Source organism: Streptomyces sp. NPDC059695 (assembly GCF_042733785.1).
Lineage (GTDB): Bacteria > Actinomycetota > Actinomycetes > Streptomycetales > Streptomycetaceae > Streptomyces.
The window spans coordinates 435,321-456,642 of record NZ_JBHWFF010000002.1 but is presented as its reverse complement, the minus strand read 5'-3'; the positions used below and the strand labels follow the sequence as shown (position 1 = coordinate 456,642).

Annotated in this window: 18 protein-coding genes and 1 tRNA gene; 9 read left to right on the top strand and 10 right to left on the bottom strand. The window is 74.1% G+C overall.

From position 1 onward, the window contains the following. Positions 1 to 289: 289 nt before the first annotated feature. On the top strand, positions 290 to 1,375 hold the full coding sequence (locus tag ACFV2S_RS04600; RefSeq protein WP_385554181.1) for an LLM class flavin-dependent oxidoreductase: 1,086 nt from the start codon (positions 290 to 292) through the stop codon (positions 1,373 to 1,375). Between the two features lie 246 nt (positions 1,376 to 1,621). Then, positions 1,622 to 3,334 (top strand): glycosyl hydrolase family 18 protein, encoded by a 1,713-nt coding sequence (locus tag ACFV2S_RS04595; protein ID WP_385554179.1) that lies wholly within the window; start codon positions 1,622 to 1,624, stop codon positions 3,332 to 3,334. A gap of 157 nt (positions 3,335 to 3,491) precedes the next feature. Here the strand turns inward: ACFV2S_RS04595 and ACFV2S_RS04590 are convergent, their stop codons facing one another. Next, positions 3,492 to 5,369 carry a putative bifunctional diguanylate cyclase/phosphodiesterase gene (locus ACFV2S_RS04590; RefSeq protein ID WP_385554177.1) on the bottom strand — a complete coding sequence of 626 codons (1,878 nt, stop codon included), beginning with the start codon at positions 5,367 to 5,369 and terminating at the stop codon, positions 3,492 to 3,494. A gap of 324 nt (positions 5,370 to 5,693) precedes the next feature. Between ACFV2S_RS04590 and ACFV2S_RS04585 the strand changes: the two genes are divergently transcribed. Then, positions 5,694 to 6,974: a M6 family metalloprotease domain-containing protein gene (locus ACFV2S_RS04585; protein WP_385554175.1), complete on the top strand. Its 1,281-nt coding sequence runs from the start codon at positions 5,694 to 5,696 to the stop codon at positions 6,972 to 6,974. Between the two features lie 53 nt (positions 6,975 to 7,027). Here the strand turns inward: ACFV2S_RS04585 and ACFV2S_RS04580 are convergent. The 7 genes from ACFV2S_RS04580 to ACFV2S_RS04550 all read right to left on the bottom strand — a co-directional run bounded on the left by ACFV2S_RS04580 (position 7,028) and on the right by ACFV2S_RS04550 (position 13,173). After that, a tRNA-Lys gene (locus ACFV2S_RS04580) sits at positions 7,028 to 7,101 on the bottom strand. Next, positions 7,092 to 7,721, bottom strand: coding sequence for a hypothetical protein (locus ACFV2S_RS04575; RefSeq protein ID WP_385554173.1), 630 nt, complete (start codon positions 7,719 to 7,721; stop codon positions 7,092 to 7,094). Before ACFV2S_RS04575 ends, ACFV2S_RS04580 begins: the two co-directional genes overlap by 10 nt. Before the next feature lie 178 nt (positions 7,722 to 7,899). Next, on the bottom strand, positions 7,900 to 8,256 hold the full coding sequence (locus tag ACFV2S_RS04570) for a hypothetical protein (protein WP_383674752.1): 357 nt from the start codon (positions 8,254 to 8,256) through the stop codon (positions 7,900 to 7,902). 106 nt (positions 8,257 to 8,362) lie between these two features. Then, complete coding sequence (locus tag ACFV2S_RS04565) at positions 8,363 to 9,700, bottom strand: AAA family ATPase (RefSeq protein WP_385554171.1); 1,338 nt, start codon at positions 9,698 to 9,700, stop codon at positions 8,363 to 8,365. Further along, positions 9,697 to 11,286: a hypothetical protein gene (locus ACFV2S_RS04560; RefSeq protein WP_385554169.1), complete on the bottom strand. Its 1,590-nt coding sequence runs from the start codon at positions 11,284 to 11,286 to the stop codon at positions 9,697 to 9,699. The genes ACFV2S_RS04565 and ACFV2S_RS04560 overlap by 4 nt, the downstream gene beginning before the upstream one ends. Beyond that, the gene (locus ACFV2S_RS04555) at positions 11,277 to 12,401 is read right to left on the bottom strand and encodes a hypothetical protein (RefSeq protein WP_383665684.1); all 1,125 of its coding nucleotides are present in this window, start codon (positions 12,399 to 12,401) and stop codon (positions 11,277 to 11,279) included. Before ACFV2S_RS04555 ends, ACFV2S_RS04560 begins: the two co-directional genes overlap by 10 nt. Continuing rightward, entirely contained in the window at positions 12,334 to 13,173 is an 840-nt protein-coding gene (locus ACFV2S_RS04550) for a phosphatase PAP2 family protein (protein WP_385554167.1), read from the bottom strand. The genes ACFV2S_RS04555 and ACFV2S_RS04550 overlap by 68 nt, the downstream gene beginning before the upstream one ends. A 143-nt stretch (positions 13,174 to 13,316) precedes the next feature. Between ACFV2S_RS04550 and ACFV2S_RS04545 the strand changes: the two genes are divergently transcribed. Continuing rightward, positions 13,317 to 13,913, top strand: a complete 597-nt coding sequence (locus tag ACFV2S_RS04545; protein ID WP_385554165.1) for a histidine phosphatase family protein — start codon at positions 13,317 to 13,319, stop codon at positions 13,911 to 13,913. Between the two features lie 71 nt (positions 13,914 to 13,984). Here the strand turns inward: ACFV2S_RS04545 and ACFV2S_RS04540 are convergent, their stop codons facing one another. Next, positions 13,985 to 15,274: a tetratricopeptide repeat protein gene (locus ACFV2S_RS04540; RefSeq protein ID WP_385554163.1), complete on the bottom strand. Its 1,290-nt coding sequence runs from the start codon at positions 15,272 to 15,274 to the stop codon at positions 13,985 to 13,987. Between the two features lie 224 nt (positions 15,275 to 15,498). On the opposite strand from ACFV2S_RS04540, the gene ACFV2S_RS04535 reads away from it, so the two are divergent. Both ACFV2S_RS04535 and ACFV2S_RS04530 read left to right on the top strand, forming a co-directional pair. Then, the gene (locus ACFV2S_RS04535; protein ID WP_383790615.1) at positions 15,499 to 15,951 is read left to right on the top strand and encodes a hypothetical protein; all 453 of its coding nucleotides are present in this window, start codon (positions 15,499 to 15,501) and stop codon (positions 15,949 to 15,951) included. Positions 15,952 to 15,984: 33 nt separating this feature from the next. Then, positions 15,985 to 16,851 carry a spermidine synthase gene (locus ACFV2S_RS04530; protein WP_383790618.1) on the top strand — a complete coding sequence of 289 codons (867 nt, stop codon included), beginning with the start codon at positions 15,985 to 15,987 and terminating at the stop codon, positions 16,849 to 16,851. 47 nt (positions 16,852 to 16,898) lie between these two features. Here the strand turns inward: ACFV2S_RS04530 and ACFV2S_RS04525 are convergent, their stop codons facing one another. After that, on the bottom strand, positions 16,899 to 17,474 hold the full coding sequence (locus tag ACFV2S_RS04525; protein WP_385554161.1) for a hypothetical protein: 576 nt from the start codon (positions 17,472 to 17,474) through the stop codon (positions 16,899 to 16,901). Positions 17,475 to 17,561: 87 nt separating this feature from the next. On the opposite strand from ACFV2S_RS04525, the gene ACFV2S_RS04520 reads away from it, so the two are divergent. The 3 genes from ACFV2S_RS04520 (at position 17,562) to ACFV2S_RS04510 (ending at position 21,316) form a co-directional block, all read left to right on the top strand. Further along, positions 17,562 to 18,263 (top strand): response regulator transcription factor, encoded by a 702-nt coding sequence (locus ACFV2S_RS04520; protein ID WP_385554159.1) that lies wholly within the window; start codon positions 17,562 to 17,564, stop codon positions 18,261 to 18,263. Further along, positions 18,260 to 19,633: an ATP-binding protein gene (locus tag ACFV2S_RS04515; RefSeq protein ID WP_385554157.1), complete on the top strand. Its 1,374-nt coding sequence runs from the start codon at positions 18,260 to 18,262 to the stop codon at positions 19,631 to 19,633. Before ACFV2S_RS04520 ends, ACFV2S_RS04515 begins: the two co-directional genes overlap by 4 nt. Positions 19,634 to 19,792: 159 nt before the next feature. After that, positions 19,793 to 21,316, top strand: coding sequence for a cellulose binding domain-containing protein (locus tag ACFV2S_RS04510; protein ID WP_385554155.1), 1,524 nt, complete (start codon positions 19,793 to 19,795; stop codon positions 21,314 to 21,316). The last annotated feature ends 6 nt before the right edge of the window (positions 21,317 to 21,322 follow it).

The window sequence follows — 21,322 nt, the reverse complement described above, 5'->3', positions numbered from 1 at the left end:
CCGCGATAGCCGCCAAGGGCCTTTCACGGGGCGGCTGTTGGCGAGAATGATGCGGAGGACCGGGCCTCTGGGCTGGGGCTCGCCACTCTGGCATATGCCCATGTCATGAGTGGTGCGCAGAGCCTCAGGTCAGGGGCGTGCGCCGGGGCGCCCGGCGTCGGTGTTCGGCCATCTTCCGAGGGGAGAATTTTACGCCGGGCGACCGGAGCGGAATAAGCGGAGGAACCCTCCTGTTGTTCTCCCGACGGGGATGGATGCATCCGCACACGCGCCGAGGAGGGTCCCGAAGGTGACCGACGCTATTCGAGGAGAGGTCCGGGGCACCGCGCCCGTACCGCTGTCCGTGCTGGACCTGGTGACCGTGGGCAGCGGGCGGACCGCGACCCAGGCGCTCGCCACCAGCGTCGAGCTGAGCCGGCTCGCCGAGCGGCGCGGCTTCCACCGGCACTGGGTGGCCGAGCACCACTCCATGCCCGGGGTCGCCTCCTCCTCGCCGGCCGTGATCCTCGCCCACCTCGCGGCCCACACCCGCCGCATCCGGCTCGGTTCGGGCGGCGTCATGCTGCCCAACCACGCGCCGCTCGTCGTCGCCGAGCAGTTCGGCACCCTGGAGGCCTTCGCCCCGGGCCGGATCGACCTCGGCCTCGGCCGCGCGCCCGGCACCGACGGGGCGACGGCCGCCGCCCTGCGCCGCAGCGACACCCTGAACGAGGGCGCCGACGACTTCCCCGAGCAGCTCGCCGAGCTGACCCGCTTCCTGGACGACGACTTCCCGGACGGGCACCCGTACGCCAGGATCCACGCCGTGCCGGGGCCGGTGCAGGGCCCGAAGGGGCGCCCGCCGATCTGGCTGCTCGGCTCCTCCGGCTTCAGCGCCCGCCTCGCGGGGCTGCTCGGGCTGCCCTTCGCCTTCGCCCATCACTTCTCGGCCAGGAACACGATCCCGGCGCTCGACCTCTACCGGGACTCCTTCCGCCCCTCGGGGGTCCTCGACGCCCCGTACGCGATGATCGGCGTCTCGGCCTTCGCCGCCGAGGAGGCGGCGCAGGCCCGCCGCCAGGTCCTCGCGGGCGCGCTCGCGATGCTGCGGCTGCGCACCGGGCGCCCCGGTCTGGTGCCGACGCCGGAGGAGGCGGAGGCGTACGGATTCAGCCCCGCCGAGCGGGAGTTCGTGGACGGCTGGCTCGCGAACGTCGTGTACGGCACGCCGGACGAGGTCCGGACCGGTCTGGACGACCTGCGGAAGCGGACGGGGGCGGACGAGCTGATGATCACGGCCAACGGCCACGGCGGCGAGGAGCGGGTGCGCAGCTACGGGCTGATCGCCGACGCGTACGACCTCCCGGAGCTCCCGGACCACCTGCCGGAGGCGTGAACCACGAGATTTCGGGGGCGGGTTGGTTCACTCCCGAACGAACCACCGTCCTGCCCTAAGTGAACCTTAAACCGCTCGTCACCGATGGTGGCGGGCGGTTCCGTTTTGTGCTGTACGGCTCTGACAAGGGCTTTCGCCGTCGAATTGGTCTAGTCCTCAATCTGGTTCAGACCATTGACGCGCTGTTCATGCGGCGGATATCACTGCTCCAACTCCCGTACCGCCACCCCCTCCCGGAGGCAGCACGTGCACCCCCGTAAGCCTTTGATCGCCGCGCTTCTCAGCACGGCCCTCGCCGGCGGCGCCCTCGCCGGCGGCGCCCTCGCCGCGACCGTCGGCCTCGGCTCCGCCCAGGCCGCCGACACGTCGACCACTGCCTCTGCGGGCAACGTGCGCATCGCGTACTACGACCAGTGGAGCGTCTACGGCAACGCCTTCTACCCCAAGCACCTCGACACCCGGGGCATCGCGGGCCAGCTGGACGTCATCAACTACTCGTTCGGCAACATCCACCCCACCAACCTCACCTGTTTCGAGGCCAACAAGGCCGCGGGTGACGACAACAACCCCAACGCGGGTGACGGTGCGGGCGACTCGTACGCCGACTACCAGAAGTCCTTCAGCGCGGCCGACTCCGTCGACGGCGTCGCCGACAAGTGGGACCAGCCGATCGTGGGCGTCTTCAACCAGTTCAAGGAACTGAAGGCGAAGTACCCCAAGCTGAAGATCAACATCTCGCTCGGCGGCTGGACCTACTCCAAGTACTTCAGCGACGCGGCGAAGACGGACGCGAGCCGCAAGAAGCTCGTCTCCTCCTGCATCGACCAGTACATCAAGGGCAACCTCCCGGTCGAGGGCGGCTACGGCGGCGCGGGCACGGCGGCCGGCATCTTCGACGGCATCGACATCGACTGGGAGTACCCCGGCTCCAACGGCGGTCACCTGGGCAACCACTACGCCCCCGAGGACAAGCAGAACTTCACGCTGCTCCTCGCCGAGTTCCGCAAGCAGCTCGACGAGTACGGCGCGGCCAACGGCGGCAAGAAGTACATGCTGACCGCGGCCCTCCCGGCCGGCCAGGACAAGATCAAGTACATCGAGACGGACAAGATCGGCGCGTACCTCGACTACGCGAACATCATGACGTACGACATGCACGGCGCCTGGGACGGCGACGGGCCGACGTACCACCAGTCGCCGCTGTACTCCGGCTCGAACGACCCGACCGACGTCATCGCGCCGGGCACCGAGAAGTACAGCGTCGACGCCGCCATCGACTCCTGGATCGACGGCAACCCCACCTACGGCATCACCGGCGGCTTCCCGGCCGGCAAGCTCACCCTGGGCTACGAGTTCTACTACCGCGGCTGGAAGGGCGTCCCCGCCGGGACCACCAACGGCCTCGCGCAGACCGCGACCGGCGGCTCCAACGTCCGCCCGCTGAGCCAGCAGGCCGGCATCGCGCACTACAAGGAGCTCGGCGGCATCGTCGACAACCCGGCGACCACCTTCTGGGACGACCAGGCGAAGGCCTCGTACTTCTACAAGGACGGCGAGTTCTTCACCGGCCTGAACCAGAAGTCCATCCAGGCCCGCGTCGACTACGCCAAGCAGCGCGGCCTGGGCGGCGCGATGATGTACTCGCTCCTCGGCCTGGACGAGAACGCCACCCTGCTGAAGCAGATCAACACCGCGCTCGGCGGCACGACCACCCCGCCCACCACGACGCCGCCGACCACCCCGCCGACGACGCCCCCGACCACCCCGCCCACCACGCCGCCGACCACCCCGCCCACGGGCTGCGGCTCGGCCCCGGCGTACGTGGCCGGCACGGTCTACAACGCGGGCAACGAGGTCTCCCACAACGGCCACAAGTGGAAGGCCAAGTGGTGGACGCAGAACGAGGCCCCCGGCACCACCGGCGAGTGGGGCGTCTGGCAGGACCTCGGCGCCTGCTGACCTCCCGCACCGCATGACCACTGCCCCCGCCCGGAATGTCCCTCCGGCCGGGGGCAGTTCCATGCCCGAAGCCCCGCACGGGCCGCGCGGACGTGACGCACGGACCGCGTGGACGCACGTACGGACCCCGCGGACGCGACGGCGGGCCGCGCGGACGTCAGACCGGCAGCGGCTCCGTGCCGATCAGCTCGGCGATGCGGTCCGGGGCCACCGCCCGTGAGTACAGCCAGCCCTGCCCGGTGTCGCAGCCGATCCGGCGCAGCCGGCTGGCCTGTCCGGCCGTCTCGACGCACTCGGCGGTCACGGTGAGACCGAGCCGGTGCGCGAGGTGCACGAGCGCCTCGACGATGAGCTCGTCCGCCGGGTTGGGGTGCTCCTCGTCCTGGAAGCCCCGGACGAAGGAGCCGTCCAGCTTGAGCACGGAGACCGGCAGCCGGCTCAGGTAGGCGAGGTTCGAGTAGCCGGTGCCGAAGTCGTCGATCGCGATCCGCACCCCCATGTCGCTCAGCGCCTGGAGCGCCTGGAGCGGCCGCCCGTTCGAGCCCATCACGGCGGACTCGGTCAGCTCCAGCTGGAGCAGATGCGGCGCGAGCCCGGTCTCGGCGAGGATGCCCGCCACGTCCGCGACCAGGTCGGAGTCCCAGACCTGGCGGACCGCCACGTTGACGCTCACGAAGATCGGGCGCTCGCGCGGATGGTCCTTCTGCCACTGCCGGGCCTGGCGGCAGGCCGTGTTCAGCACCCAGCGGCCCAGCTCGACGATGGAGCCGTCCTCCTCGGCGATCCCGATGAACCGATTCGGCGCGAGCGAGCCGAACTGCGGGTGGTTCCAGCGCACCAGCGCCTCCACGCCGCGCACGGCCCCGTCGGTCAGGTCCACGAGCGGCTGGTACTCCAGGGCGAACTCCCCGCGCTCCACGGCGGGCCGCAGGGTGGAGGAGAGCGACTGCCGGGTCATCCGGTGTGCGTTGCGCTCGGGGTCGAAGAGCGTCCAGCGGGCCTTGCCGTCGGCCTTCGCCCAGTACAGCGTGGTGTCGGCGGCCTGCATGAGGGCGGTCGCCGTCGTCCCGCGCCCCGCCCGCTCGACGACGCCGATCGAGGCGGAGACCGAGAGCCGCTGACCGCCCAGGTCGAAGGGGCGCTGGAGCGCGTCGAGCACCGAGCGGGCCAGGTCGGCCAGTTGTTCCGTCCCGGTGGAGTCCTCGACCAGGATCGCGAACTCGTCGCCGCCGAGCCGTGCCACGAGATGGCCGCCGTTGCGGGTGTAGCCGTCGCTGTCCGCGCACTCCGTCAGACGGGTGGCGACGGCGGCCAGGAGCCGGTCGCCGACCCGGTGGCCGAGGGTGTCGTTGACCGCCTTGAACCCGTCGAGGTCCAGGTAGCAGAGACCGATCCGCCCTGTTCTGCCATAGCCGTACGACTCGTATGACTCGTGCGACGCATCGGACGGGCCCGCCGGTCCCGTGCTCGCGGCGGCGTCCAGCGCCGCGCCCTCCAGGGCGCACGAGAGGCGTTCGAAGAACAGCGCGCGGTTGGGCAGCCGGGTCACCGGGTCGTGCATCTGGAGGTGGCGCAGCCGGGCCTGGAGCTCGCGCCGGTCGCTGATGTCCGCGATCGAGAGCAGGACGCGCCGGCTGCCGGGGACGGGGGCGACCGTGACCTCGGCCCACAGGGAGCGTCCGTCGGCCTGCTTGAGGCGGCGGGTGCAGCGGAAGCGGGAGCGGCGGCCGCCGAGCACCTCGCGGTAGGCGTGCCAGGTGCGTCCGTCGGAGGCGAGGTCGACGAGGTCGGCCGCGGCCTGCTCGCGCAGCGCCGAGGGTTCGGCCCCGAGGAGGGCGCCGAGGGAGTCGTTGGCGACCACGACGACGCCGGTCTCGTCGACGACGGCCATGGCGAGCTGGGAGACCCGGAAGGCGGCGCGGTAGTCGCGGAGTTCGGCCGCCCGGCGTGCGAGGTGACGCTCCGTGAGTGCGGGCTCGGCCGCGTGTGTCTCCGCCGGCTCTGGGTGCACCGGTCCTTCGGGGGTTCCGCTCACCGCTCGCTCCCGTGTGCAGTCGGGCCGGTCACATGTGGTCGGGATGGTCGGCCAAGGAAGAGTGAGCCGATCATAGAGCCAGCCGGGGGAGCGTTCCAGCTCCCGGGCGTCCGTGAAGCGGCCCGGGGGCTGTGGGGGTGCCCACCGGGCCGACCCGCCCGATCGTTTCTGCGCGGCTCTGACACAGCCCGTTGGGTCCATGACCGAATGTGACTTTCCGTGAGCTGAAGAGCGCGCGTGTCGCGTCGACCCCGTGGCGTGCCCTCACCCGACCGGGGCAGCGGAAACATGCGAAACGCCGCGAACCGTCACAAGGTGGGTGGGGTGTCCCGCATTCCCGATCCGGAGGTCCACGTGAGGGCTCAGCAGCCACCCGGGGGAGTGGAACGCCCACGGCTGCGTGCCGGTGCGGCGGCCTTCACCTCGCTCGCCGCCCTGGCCGCCACCGGGCTCGTCGCGGGTCCCGCCGTCGGCGCGTCCTCGGCGAGCCCCTGCGTCCTGCCCCGTACCGCCGCGCACCACTCGCTCGGCCTCGACACCTGGAACGGCTCCTATCCGCGCCCGAACCAGACCCTCGACGCGGTGATGGTCTTCCTGTCCTTCCCGGACTCCGAGCCGCTCACCTCACCGGCCGAACTCGCCGCCGACCACTTCCCCGCCACCAGCGAGTTCTTCGACCGGGCCTCCTACGGACGGTTCAGCCTGCGCCCGCACCCCAGGGCCGTCTGGACCCCGATGCCGCACGATTCGAGCTCGTACGGCATACGGCGGGACTGGGACGCCGGGAAGCGGGCCGCCTACCTCCGCGACGCGATCGCCGCCGCCGACAAGGACGTCGACTTCTCCCGGTACGACATCGTCTACCTGGTCGCCGACCCGGACGCGCCCGGCGTGGACTCCGACGCGACGAAGGTCGTCAACCTCGACCGCCCGCTGGAGGCCGACGGCACCGAGATCAAGCGGGTCGTCACCGTCTTCGAGCGGCACCCGCCGGACCGCAACGTCCTCGCCCACGAGACCGGGCACGTCTTCGACCTGCCCGACCTCTACCACCGCCCGGCGGACGGCAAGGGCGACTGGGACACCCACGTGGGCGACTGGGACGTCATGGGAAGCCAGTTCGGGCTCTCCCCGGACCTCTTCGGCTGGCACAAGTGGAAGCTCGGCTGGCTCTCCCGGGCCCAGGTGACCTGCGTCCAGGGGTCCGGCCCCCGGCTCGTCGGCCTGGAGCCGACGGACGCCCCGCCGCCGCCCGGCGGCACCCTCGGCACCCGGCTCGCCGTCGTCCGCACCGGCCCCGACAGCGTCCTCGCGATCGAGGCCCGCAGCACCGCCGGGAACGACGCCGACGCGTGCACCGAGGGCGTGCTCGTCTACCGGGTCCGCAACGGCGCGGCCTCCGGAGAGGGGCCGGTCGAGGTCGTGGACGCGCACCCGGACACCGAGGCATGCGCGGAGCGCTCCGTCTACCCGCCGCTCGCGGACGCCCCCGTCGGGGAGGGCGAGACCCTGACCGTGCCCGGTTCGGGCGTACGCGTGGAGGTCACCGACCGCTCGGCCGCCGGCGTCTGGACCGTGAAGATCACCCCGCCCGGCAGGCGGTGACCGGGCACACGGAGAAGGCCCCCTCACCGTGGTGAGGGGGCCTTCCCTGTCTGTGCGCCGCCAGGGACTCGAACCCCGGACCCGCTGATTAAGAGTCAGCTGCTCTAACCAACTGAGCTAGCGGCGCCTGCTGACGTCGTAGACATTAGCATCCGGATCGGCGGGAGGAAAAATCGATACCCGCACGTCGGCGGCGGAGACCGCCCGGACGGCCCGCACACAGGCCCAGAGCACGACCTCGGGCCCGGGCAGCCACGGGTGCCGGGTGTCCGGGGCCACCAGCCAGCGGGGCCCGGCGGAAGCGGAGGGCACGAGCGGCGGCACGGTCACCGCGTCCCCGCGCCCGTGGCAGAGCGGCCGGGGGACCGAGTCCCCCCACTCCTCCCAGTCCAGCAGCGCCGGCAGCCGCTGGGCCGTCCCCGGCGCGGCGAACAGCATCATCCGGCCCCGGTGCGTCGCCACGGGCCCCGAGCCCGGGCCCTCCTCCCACAGCCGGTCCAGCATCCGGCGCCCGAACACCGGGTCCACGTTGACGACGTCGAAGGCGGTCCCGCAGGGCAGCGCCGCCGGAACGGCCGGCCGGGACTCCCAGCGGGTGAGCGCGGCGTCCGCGCGGCCCCCGGCGGCCGAGGCGAGCCAGGCGGCCCCGTCGGCGGTCACCCGGGCCGTCTGGTGGCGTCCCTCGTCGCCCTCCCGGAGGAACCGGAAGATGTCGTGCGGGGTCTCGTCGCGCAGCCAGGTCGTCATGCATCCAGATGTACCGGGAGTGACGATCCGATGGCCGAGGGTTCCCGGAATCCCGGACAGGAGGGGTGGGCGAGGAGTATCGTGCCCCCTCGGCATATGCCAGGGGGGCTTTTTCGGCCAGACGTACGACACGGTCCGGAGCCGTTCGACACGGTCCGGGGCCGCTCGGCCGTCCGGCTCACTCCTCGGGCGGGCGGCCGTTCGTACGGATCAGGTCGCGGCCGAACTCGATCATCTTCACGGCGTAGTCCTCGGTCCACTCCGCCCGCGCGGCGACGTCCGCCGCCGTCAGCCGGTCGAACCGGCGCGGATCCGCCAGCTGCGCGGCCGCGATCGCCTGGAACTCCGTCGCCCGGTCCGTCGCCGCCCGGAAGGCGAGCGTCAGCTCCGTCGCCCGGGACAGCAGCTCGCGGGGATCCTCTATCGACTCCAGGTCGAAGAAGTGCTCCGGATCGGCGGTCGCCTCGGCAGGCTCGAAGATCAGCGGTGCCGGCCGAAGCCGTCGCTGTGCGCTCCGCTCCGCGGGTTCCGCCATCGTCCTTCTCCTCCTCGCACAGGCACGGCCCGGAATCCCGGGCCGTCTTCCATTGTCCCGCGCCCCGCAAGGGCGCGAACCCTTCCGCGCGCGCCCCCGGCGCCGGTCACGGTGTCCAGGCCACCCGGTGCTCCTCCAGGTGCGACAGGACCGCGTGGTTCGCCTCCCAGCCGTCCGGGAACGACACCGCGACCCCCAGCCGCACCGGATCCGCCGACGGGTGCTCGTCGAGGAGCTCCGCCACGCCGGCGCGGCACACCACGATGCACGCGTGCCGGTGCCGGGAGGCCAGGACGCACAGCCGGCCCGTCTCCAGATGGAAGGCGGTCGCGTCCGGGCGCCCCGACAGCGGATGGAGCACGACCGTCACGTCGTACTCGCGGCCCTGGAGCCGGTTCGCCGTGTCCACCGTCACGCCCGTGACGCCCAGCCCCGCGAGCGCCGCGCGGACCGCCGCCGCCTGGTCCCGGTGGGCGGTGCCGACCGCGACCCGGTCCGGGGTGAGCGGCACCGGGGTCTCCGAGCGCTCCGAGACCGCCGCCCCGCCCCGGTCCAGGAGCCTGCGGACGACCAGGGCGATCGCGCCGACGGCCTCGGGATCGGTGCGCGGGGTGTGCCGGGCCGGGAGTTCGAGCAGGCCCCAGCCGGACTCGGCCGCCTCGTCCAGGACCCGGTCGGTACCCGAGCCGTCCGAGGCCACGCCGAAGGACAGCTTCCGGTCCCCGTGCCCGGTGCCGCTGCGGAACGGCGTGTACGGGTAGAAGGCGTCCGACACCAGCGGCGCCGCCGAGGCGGGCAGCCGCCAGGAGACCGGCAGCCGGTGCTGCGGCAGCTCCGGGTTGTGCGCGAGCAGCGTGGACACGGCGCTGGCCGACGGGTCGTACGAGAGCCCCGCCCACTGCTCCGCGCCCACCACCGAGAACGGGTCCAGCTGCCCGGGGTCGCCGACGAACAGCGCCCGCTCGAACAGGCCCGCCACCGCGAGCAGCGCGTCCGAGCGCATCTGGTACGCCTCGTCGACGATCGCGTGCGCCCACGGCTCGACGTTCTTCACGTGCCCCCACTTGGCCGCCGTGGACAGCACGACCGGCAGCCCGGCCAGCTCACCCGCCTTCGCCGACTTCCGTACGTTCTCCAGGTCGTCGAGCGCCTTGTCGTACGGGTCGGAGTCGTTCGAGTGCAGCCGGCCGACCTCCAGTCCCGGCTCCTTCTCGGCGAGCCGCAGCACCAGATCGTCCACCTGCGCGTTCGTCTGGGCGACCACCATCAGGGGCCGTCCGGCGGCGGCCAGTTCGAGGGCGGCCCGCACCACGAGCGTCGACTTGCCGGCGCCCGGAGGCGAATCGACGACGACGCCCCGGGCGGTGCCGTGCAGGGTGTCCGCGAGGATGGCGTCCGTCGCCCGGGCGGCCTCGGCCGACGGGTCGAAGATCCCGGGGCTCACAGCACGTCCTCGGGGGTCACGGCGTCGGGCAGCTCCACGGCGTCCGCGCGGGGCGGGCCGCCGTGCGTCCAGGGGGTCTCCTCGGGGTCCGGCAGCTTCGGCCCCACCCGCTGGTCGTGCTCGAACAGCGTCCAGGCGATCCGCTCGCCCTTCTCCGGCACCGAGCCCTCCGCGGGCTCCTTGGAGCGGCCCATCCGGTCCAGGATCCGCAGGAGCGCCGAGCCGTCCTCCTCGTACCGCACGAACTCCGCCGTCTGCGGCTTGCCGTCCAGCGAGCGGTACACCTTCACCCCCGCGCCCAGGTGCGGCCGGTCGTCCGTGCGGACCGTGACGAGCGGGCGCGGCGCGGGCCGCTTCGACTCCGTCCACGCCATGGTCACCTCGGCCACCTCCGCCGTGAACGCCTCGCCCGCCAGCCGCCGCCCGGCCAGGACCAGCGGATCGTCCAGGGCCTCCTGCGCCTCCAGCTGCCCCTGCGCCTGCTCGCGGGCGGCGAGCTTCTGCGCCGCCGTCACCGCGTCGTCCCGGCGCGGCTGCGGCGGCTCGCCGGCCGCGACCCGGTCCCGGTGACCCGTGAAGGACCAGCGGTCCCGGGTCCAGCGGTCCTCGACCCTGGCGCCCTCCGGCAGCTCCCGCAGCAGGCCGATCGCCCGCCAGACCGCGTCCCAGGTCGGCTCCAGCTGCGAGACGACGAGACGGCGCAGCTCCCGCTCGGCCGCGTGCAGCTCCCCGAGGCCCGTGTCGGCGCTCTCGCCGTCCTCGGCCGCGCCCAGCGCCTGCCGCGCCCGGTCGTACCGCTCGATCGCGGGCGCGAGGAGCCCGTTGTCGAAGGCCGGGTCGGTGGCCGGACCGGCCGGCGGGCACAGCAGCTGCCCCCGGGCGTCCCGGCCCGCCTCGGCCCGCAGCGCCCCCTCGGGGCCCGGCGCGCCGTCCCGGGGGTCGATCCAGGCGAGCAGCGCGCCCAGGTGCTGGTCCTCCAGGGAGGACTGCCCGGTCGCCCAGTGCCGGTTGAGCAGGTCGGTCGCCGCGAGCAGCAGCGAGGAGCCGGGCACCCGGGCCCGCTCGCCGAAGTGCGTCAGCCACCGCCCGAGCAGCGGGACGCGCGGCGGCGCGGGGAAGGGGGTCTCCGGGTCCTGCTCGGCCGTGCGCCGGAACCGCGTCGACCGCCCGAGCAGCCGGACGTACTCGACGCCCGCCCGGCTCGGCACGATCAGCTGCGGCGCGTCGGCGCACAGCTCGACCTCGACCTTCACCTTCTTGCCGGTCTCGGGGTCGGTCTCGTTGCGCTCCGCCGCCTCGACGACGTCCGCGAACGAGTCGACGTACGGCAGGATCTCCTCGGCCAGGTCGGCCAGGAAGGCGAACCGCAGGTCACGGTCGCGGGGCTGCGGCACCACCAGGAGCCGCGGCGCCCCGGGGTCGGTGCCGACGAGGGCGCCCAGCGGGGCGCCCGCCTCACCGGCGGTGGTCAGCGGCACGAGGACGAGCGGGCGCTCCGACACCCGCCGGTGCCGGACGGTCGCGAGCGGCTGCGCCCGGCCCGACTCGACGGCCTCCATCCGGGCGAGCGTGGAGATCAGCGACACGCCGCCACCCCCGCGAGGGCCTCTTCGCGCAGCGCCCGGGCCCGGCGCAGTGCCGCCACCGCCGGATCGTCCGGGTCGCCCTGCTCGCCGCGGGCCGCCGCCAGGACCGCGCCGACCGTCGTCAGGCCGCCCAGCTCGCCCCGTACCGAACGGCCCAGCGTCTCCACCGCGCCCGCGGCCCGGGAGCGCGACCGGCAGTGGAACGCCAGCTCGCAGGCGGCCAGGCACTCCGGCGCGTACTGGTGGGGCACGCACTCCACGGCCGCCGTCAGCTCCTCGGCCGACCGCTCCACCACGTCGAAGCTGATGCCCTCCGGGAGGGCCCGCGCGATCTCGTCGACACGGGTCAGCCGGGCCAGCTGCCGGCGGGTCACCGACCGCTGCTTGCGCACGTCGACGACGGAGGCCGCCGGCACGTTCGAGAAGTCCTTCGGGCAGACCAGGAGCACCGACGCGGCGACCCGGGCGCCCTCGGTGCGGGCCGCCACCCGCTCCAGGGCCAGCACGTACACCGCGGCCTGGCGGGCCGCGGCGCCCACCTTCGACGCGTCGGCCGCGCCGTCGATCATCGGGAACGACTTGATCTCCACCACCGTCCACCCGCCGTCGGGGTGCACGACGACCGCGTCCGGCTCCAGGTAGACCGGGGAGCCCGCGATCTCCAGGGCGAGCAGCGGATGGTCGAGCAGCGCCCACGTCCCGGCCGCGGTCGCCTCCCGCAGCGCGAGCGCGGTGCGCGCCACCCGTCCCTCGGGACCGGCCGCCGCCAGGTCCGGCAGGGACACCTCGCCCGGCTCCTCGACGCCGATCAGCCGCAGCAGCTCGCGGCCGCCGTCCGCCTTGACCTTCGCCTCGAAGGAGTTGCCCCGGACGATCGCGAACTGCGACTGGCCGAACGGGGCGGGGGAGCCGAGCTTCGCGGCGAGCGCCGACTTGTCGACCCCGGCGCCGTCGAGGACGGCCCGCCGCCTGCACCCCGGGTTCGCCGCGAGCGCCGCGAGGGCACGGGCGTCCAGCGGGCGCGGCACGACGCCCGGTCCACGCAGCTCAGCGAGTAGCTTTCGTGGTGTCGTCTGCGGTGCTGCGGACAGACCGCTGTCCAGGGATGCGCTCACCCGTGGAAGTCTCGCATCCGCAACTGACAACCGGGGGAGCTTCCACCCTTCCGGGGATCCGGTCGGCGAGCCGCACCGCGTGCGGCGCCAGGAGCAGACCGGCGCCCATCACGGCGGCCCCGGCGACCGCGTCCAGCAGATAGTGGTTGGCGGTCCCCATCACGACGAGCGTGGTGACCAGCGGATACGCCGCCCCGAGGGCCTGCGTGAGCGGCGACCGCCCGTACCGCCACAGCATCACTCCGCACCACAGCGCCCAGCCGACGTGCAGGCTGGGCATCGCCGCGTACTGGTTGGTCAGACCGCCGAGCCCGCGCGGTGCGCTCGCCTCGCCGCCCCACCAGCCGTACGAGGCGAAGTGCGCCATCGTGTCCGTGAAGCCGTGCGCCGCGTCGAGCAGCCGGGGCGGACAGGTCGGCAGGAGCGTGAAGCCGACGAGCCCGAGGAGCGTGGAGAGCATCAGCCAGGTCCTGGCCGCCCGGTACTGCGCGGGGCGGCGGCGGAAGAGCCACACCAGGACCGCCGGGGTCACCAGGTAGTGCAGCGAGGCGTACGCGAAGTCCGCGGGGACCCCGAGCGCGGCGACGTCCGTGAACAGCCGGTTCAGCGGGTGCTCGGCGTCGATCCCGAGGCGCTCCTCGAACCGCAGGATCGCGAGCCCGTGCGCCACGGCCGAGGCCTCGTCGCCCCGCACCAGCAGCCGCCCGCAGGAGTAGGCCGCGTACACGACGGCGATCAGCGACAGCTCCGCCCACCAGCGTGGCTTGCGCATGAGAGTCCCCCCGGTCGGTGATCGGCCCGGGGGAGGGGACGCCGGACGGCCCCCGGGGGTTGCCCGGAGGTCACCGTGAATTCAGGTCGGCGATGATGGGGGAGGCACGTCCGCACCTCGTGAACCCCTGGAGCGTCCTTCCCATGGCACCGCGCATCCTGCTCGCCCGGCACGGCCAGACCGAGTGGTCACTTCTCGGCCGGCACACCGGCAGGACCGACATACCCCTGCTCGACGAGGGGCGGCGCGGCGCGAAGCTGCTCGGCGAGCGCCTGCGCCGCGGGCCCTGGCAGGGGCTGCCCGGCGTCGAGGTGCGCACCAGCCCGCTGGTCCGGGCGAGCGAGACCTGCGAGCTGGCCGGTCTCGGCGACCGGGCCGAGCCCTGGGACGCGCTGATGGAGTGGGACTACGGGGCGTACGAGGGCCTCACCCCGGCCCAGATCCAGGACATCCGCCCCGGCTGGTTCCTCTGGCGCGACGCCGTCCCCGGGGGCGAGTCCCTGGCGCAGGTGGCGGCCCGCGCCGACGAGATCGTGGAGTGGGCCCGCTCCGCCGACCGCGACGTCCTGGTCTTCGCGCACGGCCACATCCTGCGCACGATCGGCGCGCGCTGGATGGGCGAGGACATCTCCTTCGGCTCCCGCATCCGCCTCGACCCGACGAGCCTCTCGGTCCTCGGCTGGGCGTACGGCGCCCCGGCGATCGAACGCTGGAACGACACGGGCCACCTGGAGGGGTAGCCGGGGGCGGCACGCGCCACCTGGAGGGGTGGGCCCGGTCGGTACGGGCCACCTGGAGGGGTAGCCCCGGGTCAGTACGTGCCCGCCAGGGCCCTGCTCGTCTCCGCGAGCAGGCCGCGGATCCGGGCCGAGGCGATGCCGTCGAGGGAGTCCGCGACGCGCCGCGCCTCCGCCGCCGCCTCGTCCGGGCGGCCCGCGTGCGCCAGGGCCTTGGCGAGGTGGGCCCGGTAGAGCGCGAGGTTCCGGGCGAAGTGCGGGTTCTGCAGGACCGCGGCCCGGTGTGCGTGGCGGGCCGCCCGGCCCCATTCGCCCAGCGCCGCCCAGCACCCGGCCTCCAGGGCCTCCCGCTCGGGCTCCCCGAAGAAGGACATCCACTCGGGGTCGCCCTCGGCCGGGCCCCGGTCGAACCAGCCGTGCGCGCGGCCGAGCGCCTGCTCGCAGGCGGACCGGTCGCCGAGCCCCGCCCACGCGCCCGCCTCCCGCAGCGAGAGCAGCGAGAGCAGCCGGGCCGAGTCCAGCGGCTGCGCGGCCCGCAGGCCGGCCTGCGCCGCCCGGACCGCCTCGCGGAACCGTCCGGTGTCCCGGGCCAGGAACGAGGTGTTGCAGAAGGCGTGCGCCTCCAGGGCCGCGTTCCCCGCCACGCGCGCGGTCGCCAGGGCCTCCGCGTAGTGCGAGCGCGCGTCCTCGTGCCGGCCCGAGTCGTGGGCCAGCCAGCCGACGGAGAGGGAGAGCTCGCCCGCGCCCGCGTGCAGCCGGTCCTCGGTGGAGCGGCGGGACATGGTGCCGGCGTCGAGGAGCGCGTACGCGGTACGGAGCGGCTGCGCGGCCACCTTGTAGAGCCCGTCCGCGCCGTGCCGGTCGTCGAGCAGCCGGATCCGGCGCACGGCGTCCTCCACGGCCCGCACCTCGGCCTCGCCGATCCGGTGGGTGCCGCGGGGGGAGGGGATCGCGACGACGGGGCCGCCGAGTCCCAGCGAGGCGGCCGCCAGGGTGGCGGAGCCGCTCGTCATGAATGCGCGACGCAGCACGTCGCTCTCCTCATCGTTCCGGGTGGTGATGGCGGCGGGAGCCACTGCCCCGGCCGGGACGGCCTGCCGCCGGCCGCGGACCGTCTCCCGCGCGGAGAACCCCAGGTCACAGAGGCCGAGACCGGGGAACATGTGCAGGAAGACCCGCTCGTACGCGTAGTTGGGGCAGCGGATCTCGCCCGCCTCCACGCGCCCGATGTAGCGGGCGTCGCACGCGACCTGTTCGCCGATCTCCCGCGCCGCCCGGCGGACCGCCGCGGCGAACTCCGCCGGCGACTGCTGTCCGCGGAGCCGGCGGAAGGCGAGATTGGGAACTGCCCGTGACATCGCCATGGCCGAGCCCTCTCCTGGTGCTGCCGGGTGTCCGGCGGCAAGAACGTACCTGCTGTGACCGGACGCACACGCAGAGTTTGGCTACAAATCGGATATCTCGCCTGTGATCTGCCATGAACTGCCATCCTTTGCGGCGGCATCCCGCCGTAGCCGTTGACGCGCACGGGCGTTGAACCGTAAGGGAGAGACGGAACGTGTCTCCTCTGGAGCGAGGAGGGGTCCCCATGTCGGAGATCGGTTCGCAGTCGGCCACGCGCCACGTGCCCGCCCCGGAGGCCGTGCGCCCCGCGAACGCCCCGGACGCGGCCGGAGCCTGGGACCTGGTGACCGTCCCGGTCCGCCAGGGCCTGGAGGCCGTCGACATCCTGCGCCGCGCCGCCGCCCCCGCCGTCGGCCCCGTCGTCCACGACGGCACCTGCGACACCCTCGGCTTCCTGGTGCCGCCGGGCACCGCCGCCGCCTGGGACATGCCGGGCAGTGCCTGTACGCGGACCTCGGGGCGCGGCCTCCGCCTCCCCGAACTGCCCGAGCTCCCCGAACCGGCCGGCGACGCGCCCCGCCCGGCCGGCTGGCTGCTGCCCCCGGGCGACACCGACCCCGTCACCGACCCCGCCGTGCTGCGCGAGGCGCTCGGCGAGGCGGCGCGGCTCATCGAGGCGGCCGACGGCTGCCACTGAGCTCCCGTTCCGGCTTGCGCCGATAATGGGCCTGTGGCCAGGAACAAGCAGCGTGACAGGGCGGCGACGGCCGTCCCCGTCGTCGAGACCGTCGACGGCGGTCTCGCCGAACTCATACCGGACCGGGAGCGCCCGCGCGGCTGGACGCTGCTCATCGACGGCGCCCCGCAGTCGCACGTCGACCTCGACGACCCGGCCAGCCTGACCTTCGAGTACCAGCGGCGCCTGGGCCACGTCGCCGACCTCGCCGCCCCGCCGAACCGGCCCCTCCAGGTCGTGCACCTCGGCGGCGGCGCCTTCACCCTCGCCCGCTACGTCGCCGCGACCCGGCCCCGCTCCACCCAGCAGATCGTCGAGCTCGACGGGCTCCTGGTCCAGCTCGTCCGCCGGGAACTGCCCCTCGACCCGGGGGCCCGCATCCGGGTCCGCTCCACCGATGCCCGCGCCGGACTCGGCAAGGTCCAGGACGGCTGGGCCGACCTCGTCATCGCCGACGTGTTCAGCGGGGCCCGCACCCCGGCCCACCTCACCAGCACCGAGTTCCTCGCCGAGGTGCGGCGGGTGCTCCGGCCCGGCGGCCTGTACGCGGCGAACCTCGCGGACGGCCCGCCGCTGACCCATCTGCGCGGCCAGATCGCCACCGCCGCCGCGGTCTTCCCGGAACTGGCGCTCACCGCCGACCCGACGGTCCTGCGCGGCCGCCGCTTCGGCAACGCGGTGCTGCTCGCCTCGGACCGCGAGCTGCCGGTGGCCGAGCTGACCCGCCGGGTCGCCACCGACCCGCACCCGGGGCGGGTGGAACACGGCAGGGCGCTCGCCGACTTCGCCGGGGGAGCGGCACCGGTCACCGACGCGAGCGCCAAGCCCTCACCCGTACCGCCGGCGTCCGTCTTCCGCTGACCGGCTGACCGGCCGACAGGCCGACCGACCGACAGACCGACCGGCCGTCAGGCCTGGCGGTCCTCGATCTCCACGCGGGGCGCGGTGTCGTGCCAGAGGCAGAAGACCGACAGTTCGCGGCCGTCCCTGGTGAAGGTGACCCGGATCCAGGTCGGCTGCTTCCACACCTGCATCTGCCAGCCGGACGCGGGCGTCGCCGAGACCAGTTCGGCCGAGGTCTCGCCCAGGTCGAAGGTGACCCGGCCGCCGTCCACGGGGTAGCTCTTCACGCCCGGGCCGAAGCCCGGGTCCGAGGGCGGCGCGACCGGCGGCTCCGTGGTGGGGTCAGGGGTCCGCGAGGGCGTCGCGGACGGGACCGCCGGGGACGTCCGGGCCTCGCTCGGCGTGGACTTCGGGGTGGCGGGGGAGGACGGCGGGGTCGTCGCGGGGCTCCGGGTGGAGGAGGTCTGCGGGTCGCCGCCGGCCGTGTCCGGGGCCTCGGCGGGGCCGGCCGGGAGCGGCAGCGCGCGCGGCGGGTCGTACACCGTGCCGGACAGCACCGTGTGCACCCCCCACCAGGACAGGGTGACCGCCGCGCCGGTGGCGAGCGACCAGGCCAGGGCGTGAACGAGTCCTCTTCGCACCGGGACATAGTGCACTACCGGCCGTATGCCCGTACCGGAGGGTGCGTCATGCTCGGCGCTTCACCCGGATGGCGTACGGTGCCGCCCATGGCAAGTGTGCTCGTGGTCGAGGACGACCAGTTCGTGCGCTCCGCCCTCATCCGGCAGCTGTCCGAGGCCTCCCACACCGTACGGAGCGTCGGCACGGCTCTGGAGGCGCTGCGCGAGGTCGCCCATTTCCGCTTCGACGTCGTGATCCTGGACCTCGGTCTGCCCGATCTCGACGGGTCCGAGGCGCTCAAGATGCTGCGCGGGATCACCGACGTCCCGGTGATCATCGCGACCGCCCGGGACGACGAGGCGGAGATCGTGCGGCTCCTCCACGCGGGGGCGGACGACTACCTCGTGAAGCCCTTCTCGGTCGACCACCTGACGGCCCGCATGGCCGCCGTCCTGCGCCGCTCCCGCGCCGGCGGGGGCGAGGTCCCGCCCTCCCAGGTCATCCGGGTCGGGGGGCTCACCGTCGACCCGCTGCGCCGTCAGGCGGAGCTGGACGGGGCGCCGTTGGACCTGACCCGGCGCGAGTTCGACCTGCTCGCCTTCCTCGCCGGGCGGCCCGGTGTCGTCGTGCCGCGCAAGGAGCTGCTCGCCGAGGTCTGGCAGCAGTCGTACGGGGACGACCAGACCATCGACGTACATTTGTCATGGCTGCGGCGGAAATTGGGCGAAAAGGCCGCCCGGCCCCGCTACCTGCACACCCTGCGCGGCGTGGGCGTGAAGCTGGAGCCGCCCCGGGAGCCGCAGCCGTGAGATGGGCGCTGGTCAAGGTGTCGCTGGCCGTCACCGTCATGGTCGTCTTCGCCTTCGCCGTACCCCTCGGGCTCGTCGTCAAGGAGATGGCCCGCGACCGGGCCTTCTCCAACGCCGAACGCCGGGCCGCCGGGCTCGCCCCCGTCCTCGCGATCACCACCGACCGCGACGAACTCGACAAGGCCGTGGCCACCACCGAGGACGGCGCGGCCGGCCGGCTCGCCATCCACGTTCCCGCCGACGGGCCCGGCGGGACCGCCCTGGAGATCGGCACCCGGCGGGCCGACCCGGCGGAGCTCGCCGCCACCCGCAGCCTCGGCCGCGCCTCCATCGCCGAGGTGCCCGGCGGCTTCGCCCTGCTCCAGCCCACCGCGCTCAGCAACGCCCAGGTCGCCGTCGTCGAACTCTTCGTCCCCGAGGGCGAGGTCAGCAACGGCGTCGCCACCGCCTGGCTCGTCCTCGCCGGCGTCGGCTTCGCCCTGATCGTCGGCTCCGTCGCCGTCGCCGACCGCCTCGGCGTCCGGATGGTCCAGCCCGCCCAGCGGCTCGCGGGCGCCGCCCACGACCTCGGCGAGGGCAGGCTCGGCGCCCGCGTCCCCGAGGAGGGACCGCCCGAACTCAAGTCGGCCGCCGTCGCCTTCAACTCGATGGCCGACCAGGTCGTGCAGCTGCTCGCGAACGAACGCGAGCTGGCCGCCGACCTCTCCCACCGGCTCCGCACCCCGCTGACCGTGCTCCGGCTCAACGCGGCCTCCCTCGGCTCGGGACCGGCCGCCGAGCAGACCCGCGCCGCCGTCGAACAGCTGGAGCGCGAGGTCGACATCATCATCCGCACGGCCCGCGACGCCAAGCCGCAGACCCAGGCCACCGGACCGGGCGCGGGCTGCGACGCCGCCGAAGTGGTCCGCGAGCGGATGGAGTTCTGGTCGGCGCTCGCCGAGGACGAGGGCCGCCGGGTGCGGGTCGCGGGCGTCGACCGCCCGGTCCGCATCCCCGTCGCCCGCCCCGAACTCGTCGCCGCCCTCGACGCCCTGCTCGGCAACGTCTTCCGGCACACTCCCGAGGCCACGGCCTTCTCCATCGACGTCCACAACGGCGAGGACGCCGTCATCGTCCTGGTCTCCGACGCGGGCCCCGGCATCGACGACCCCGCCGCCGCGCTCGCGCGGGGCGCGGGCAGCGGACGTGACGGCTCCACCGGCCTGGGCCTCGACATCGTGCGCCGCATGGCCGAGTCGACCGGCGGCGACGTCCGCATCGGCCACTCGGTCCTCGGCGGCACCGAGGTGCGGATCTGGATCAGCCTCGACGGACGCGCGGCCGGTACGGGCCGGGGCGGAGGCCGCCGGGGCCGCCGCCGCAAGGCGTGAGGCGCCGCCCCGCCCAACCTTTCCTGGTTCCGATGCCTTCCTTAAGCGGAGCGTAAGGATCCCGGCCCCTGTCCCCGAAGGCCGGTTTGTCCGGTTCACGGTCGCTAGCGTGCTGCCGCACCCCACCCCCACACCCCGGCACGCAGAGGCAGGCACGCGATGGGCACCAGTTCGCACCGGCGCAGGACGAGCACCCGGACCAAGGCCGTCGGAGCGGCCGTCGCGGCGGCCGTCGCCGGCGGCGCGGTCCTCGCCCTCACCGGCACCGCCCAGGCCTCCGGCGTCGGCGCCGCCTACACCCGGACCAGCTCCTGGACCGGCGGCTACACCGGCCAGTACGTCGTCACCAACGGGACGTCCGCCGCCCAGTCCGACTGGACCCTGGAGTTCGACCTCCCGGCCGGCACCACCCTCGGCTCCCTCTGGAACGGCGAGCACACCGTCTCCGGCGGCCACGTCACGGTGAAGCCGGCGAGCTGGAACAGGCAGCTGGCGCCCGGCCAGTCCGTGACCGTCGGCTTCGTCACCTCCGCCACCGGCCGGGCGGGCGACCCCGCCGACTGCCGCATCAACAAGGCGGCCTGCTCCGCCGGAGGCACCGCGCCCACCCCCAGCGGCCGCCCCACCGACCCGCCCACCGCGACCGCCTCCCCGAAGCCGACGGCCACGGCGACCACGAGCCCGAAGCCCACGGCCACGGCGACCACGAGCCCGAAGCCCACGGCCACCGCCACCACGGCTCCGACCTCCACCCCCGCCCCCACGCCCACCACGACCGGCGGCCCCGTCACGGCCGCCCGGTTCGCCCCGTACGTCGACACCTCGCTCTACCCGGCGTACGACCTGCTCGCGACCGCCGACGCCACCGGCGTGAAGGAGTTCAACCTCGCCTTCCTCACCTCCGGCGGCTCCTGCACGCCGCTGTGGGGCGGCGTCACCGACCTGGCGAACGACAGGGTCGCGGCCCAGATCGGCGCCCTGCGCGCCAGGGGCGGTGACGTCCGGGTCTCCTTCGGCGGCGCCGCCGGCCACGAGCTGGCCCTGAACTGCCCGACCTCCGCGGCGCTCGCCGCCGCGTACGGCAAGGCCGTCGACCGGTACGGGCTCACCAAGGTCGACTTCGACATCGAGGGCGCGGCGCTGCCCGACACCGCCGCCAACACCCGCCGCTCCCAGGCGATCGCCCAGCTCCAGAAGTCCCACCCGGGCCTGAACGTCTCCTTCACCCTGCCGGTCATGCCCGAGGGCCTCACCCAGCCCGGCGTGGACCTGCTCGCCGACGCCCGGCGGAACGGGGTCCGGGTCGACGCCGTCAACGTCATGGCGATGGACTACGGGCCCGCGTACAGCGCGGACATGGGCACGTACGCGATCCAGGCGGCCACCGCGACGCAGGCCCAGATCAAGGGCGTCCTCGGCCTCTCCGACGCGGCCGCCTGGAAGGCCGTCGCCGTCACCCCGATGATCGGCGTCAACGACGTGAGCAGCGAGGTCTTCCGGGTCGACGACGCCACCCAGCTCGTCGACTTCGCGAAGTCCAGGGGCCTCGGATGGCTCTCCATGTGGTCCGCGACCCGCGACAAGCAGTGCGCGGCCGGCGCCGTGACCTACGCCGACCCCACCTGCTCCTCGGTCCTCCAGCAGCCGCTGGCCTTCACGAAGGCCTTCGGCGCCTACCGATAGGCCACC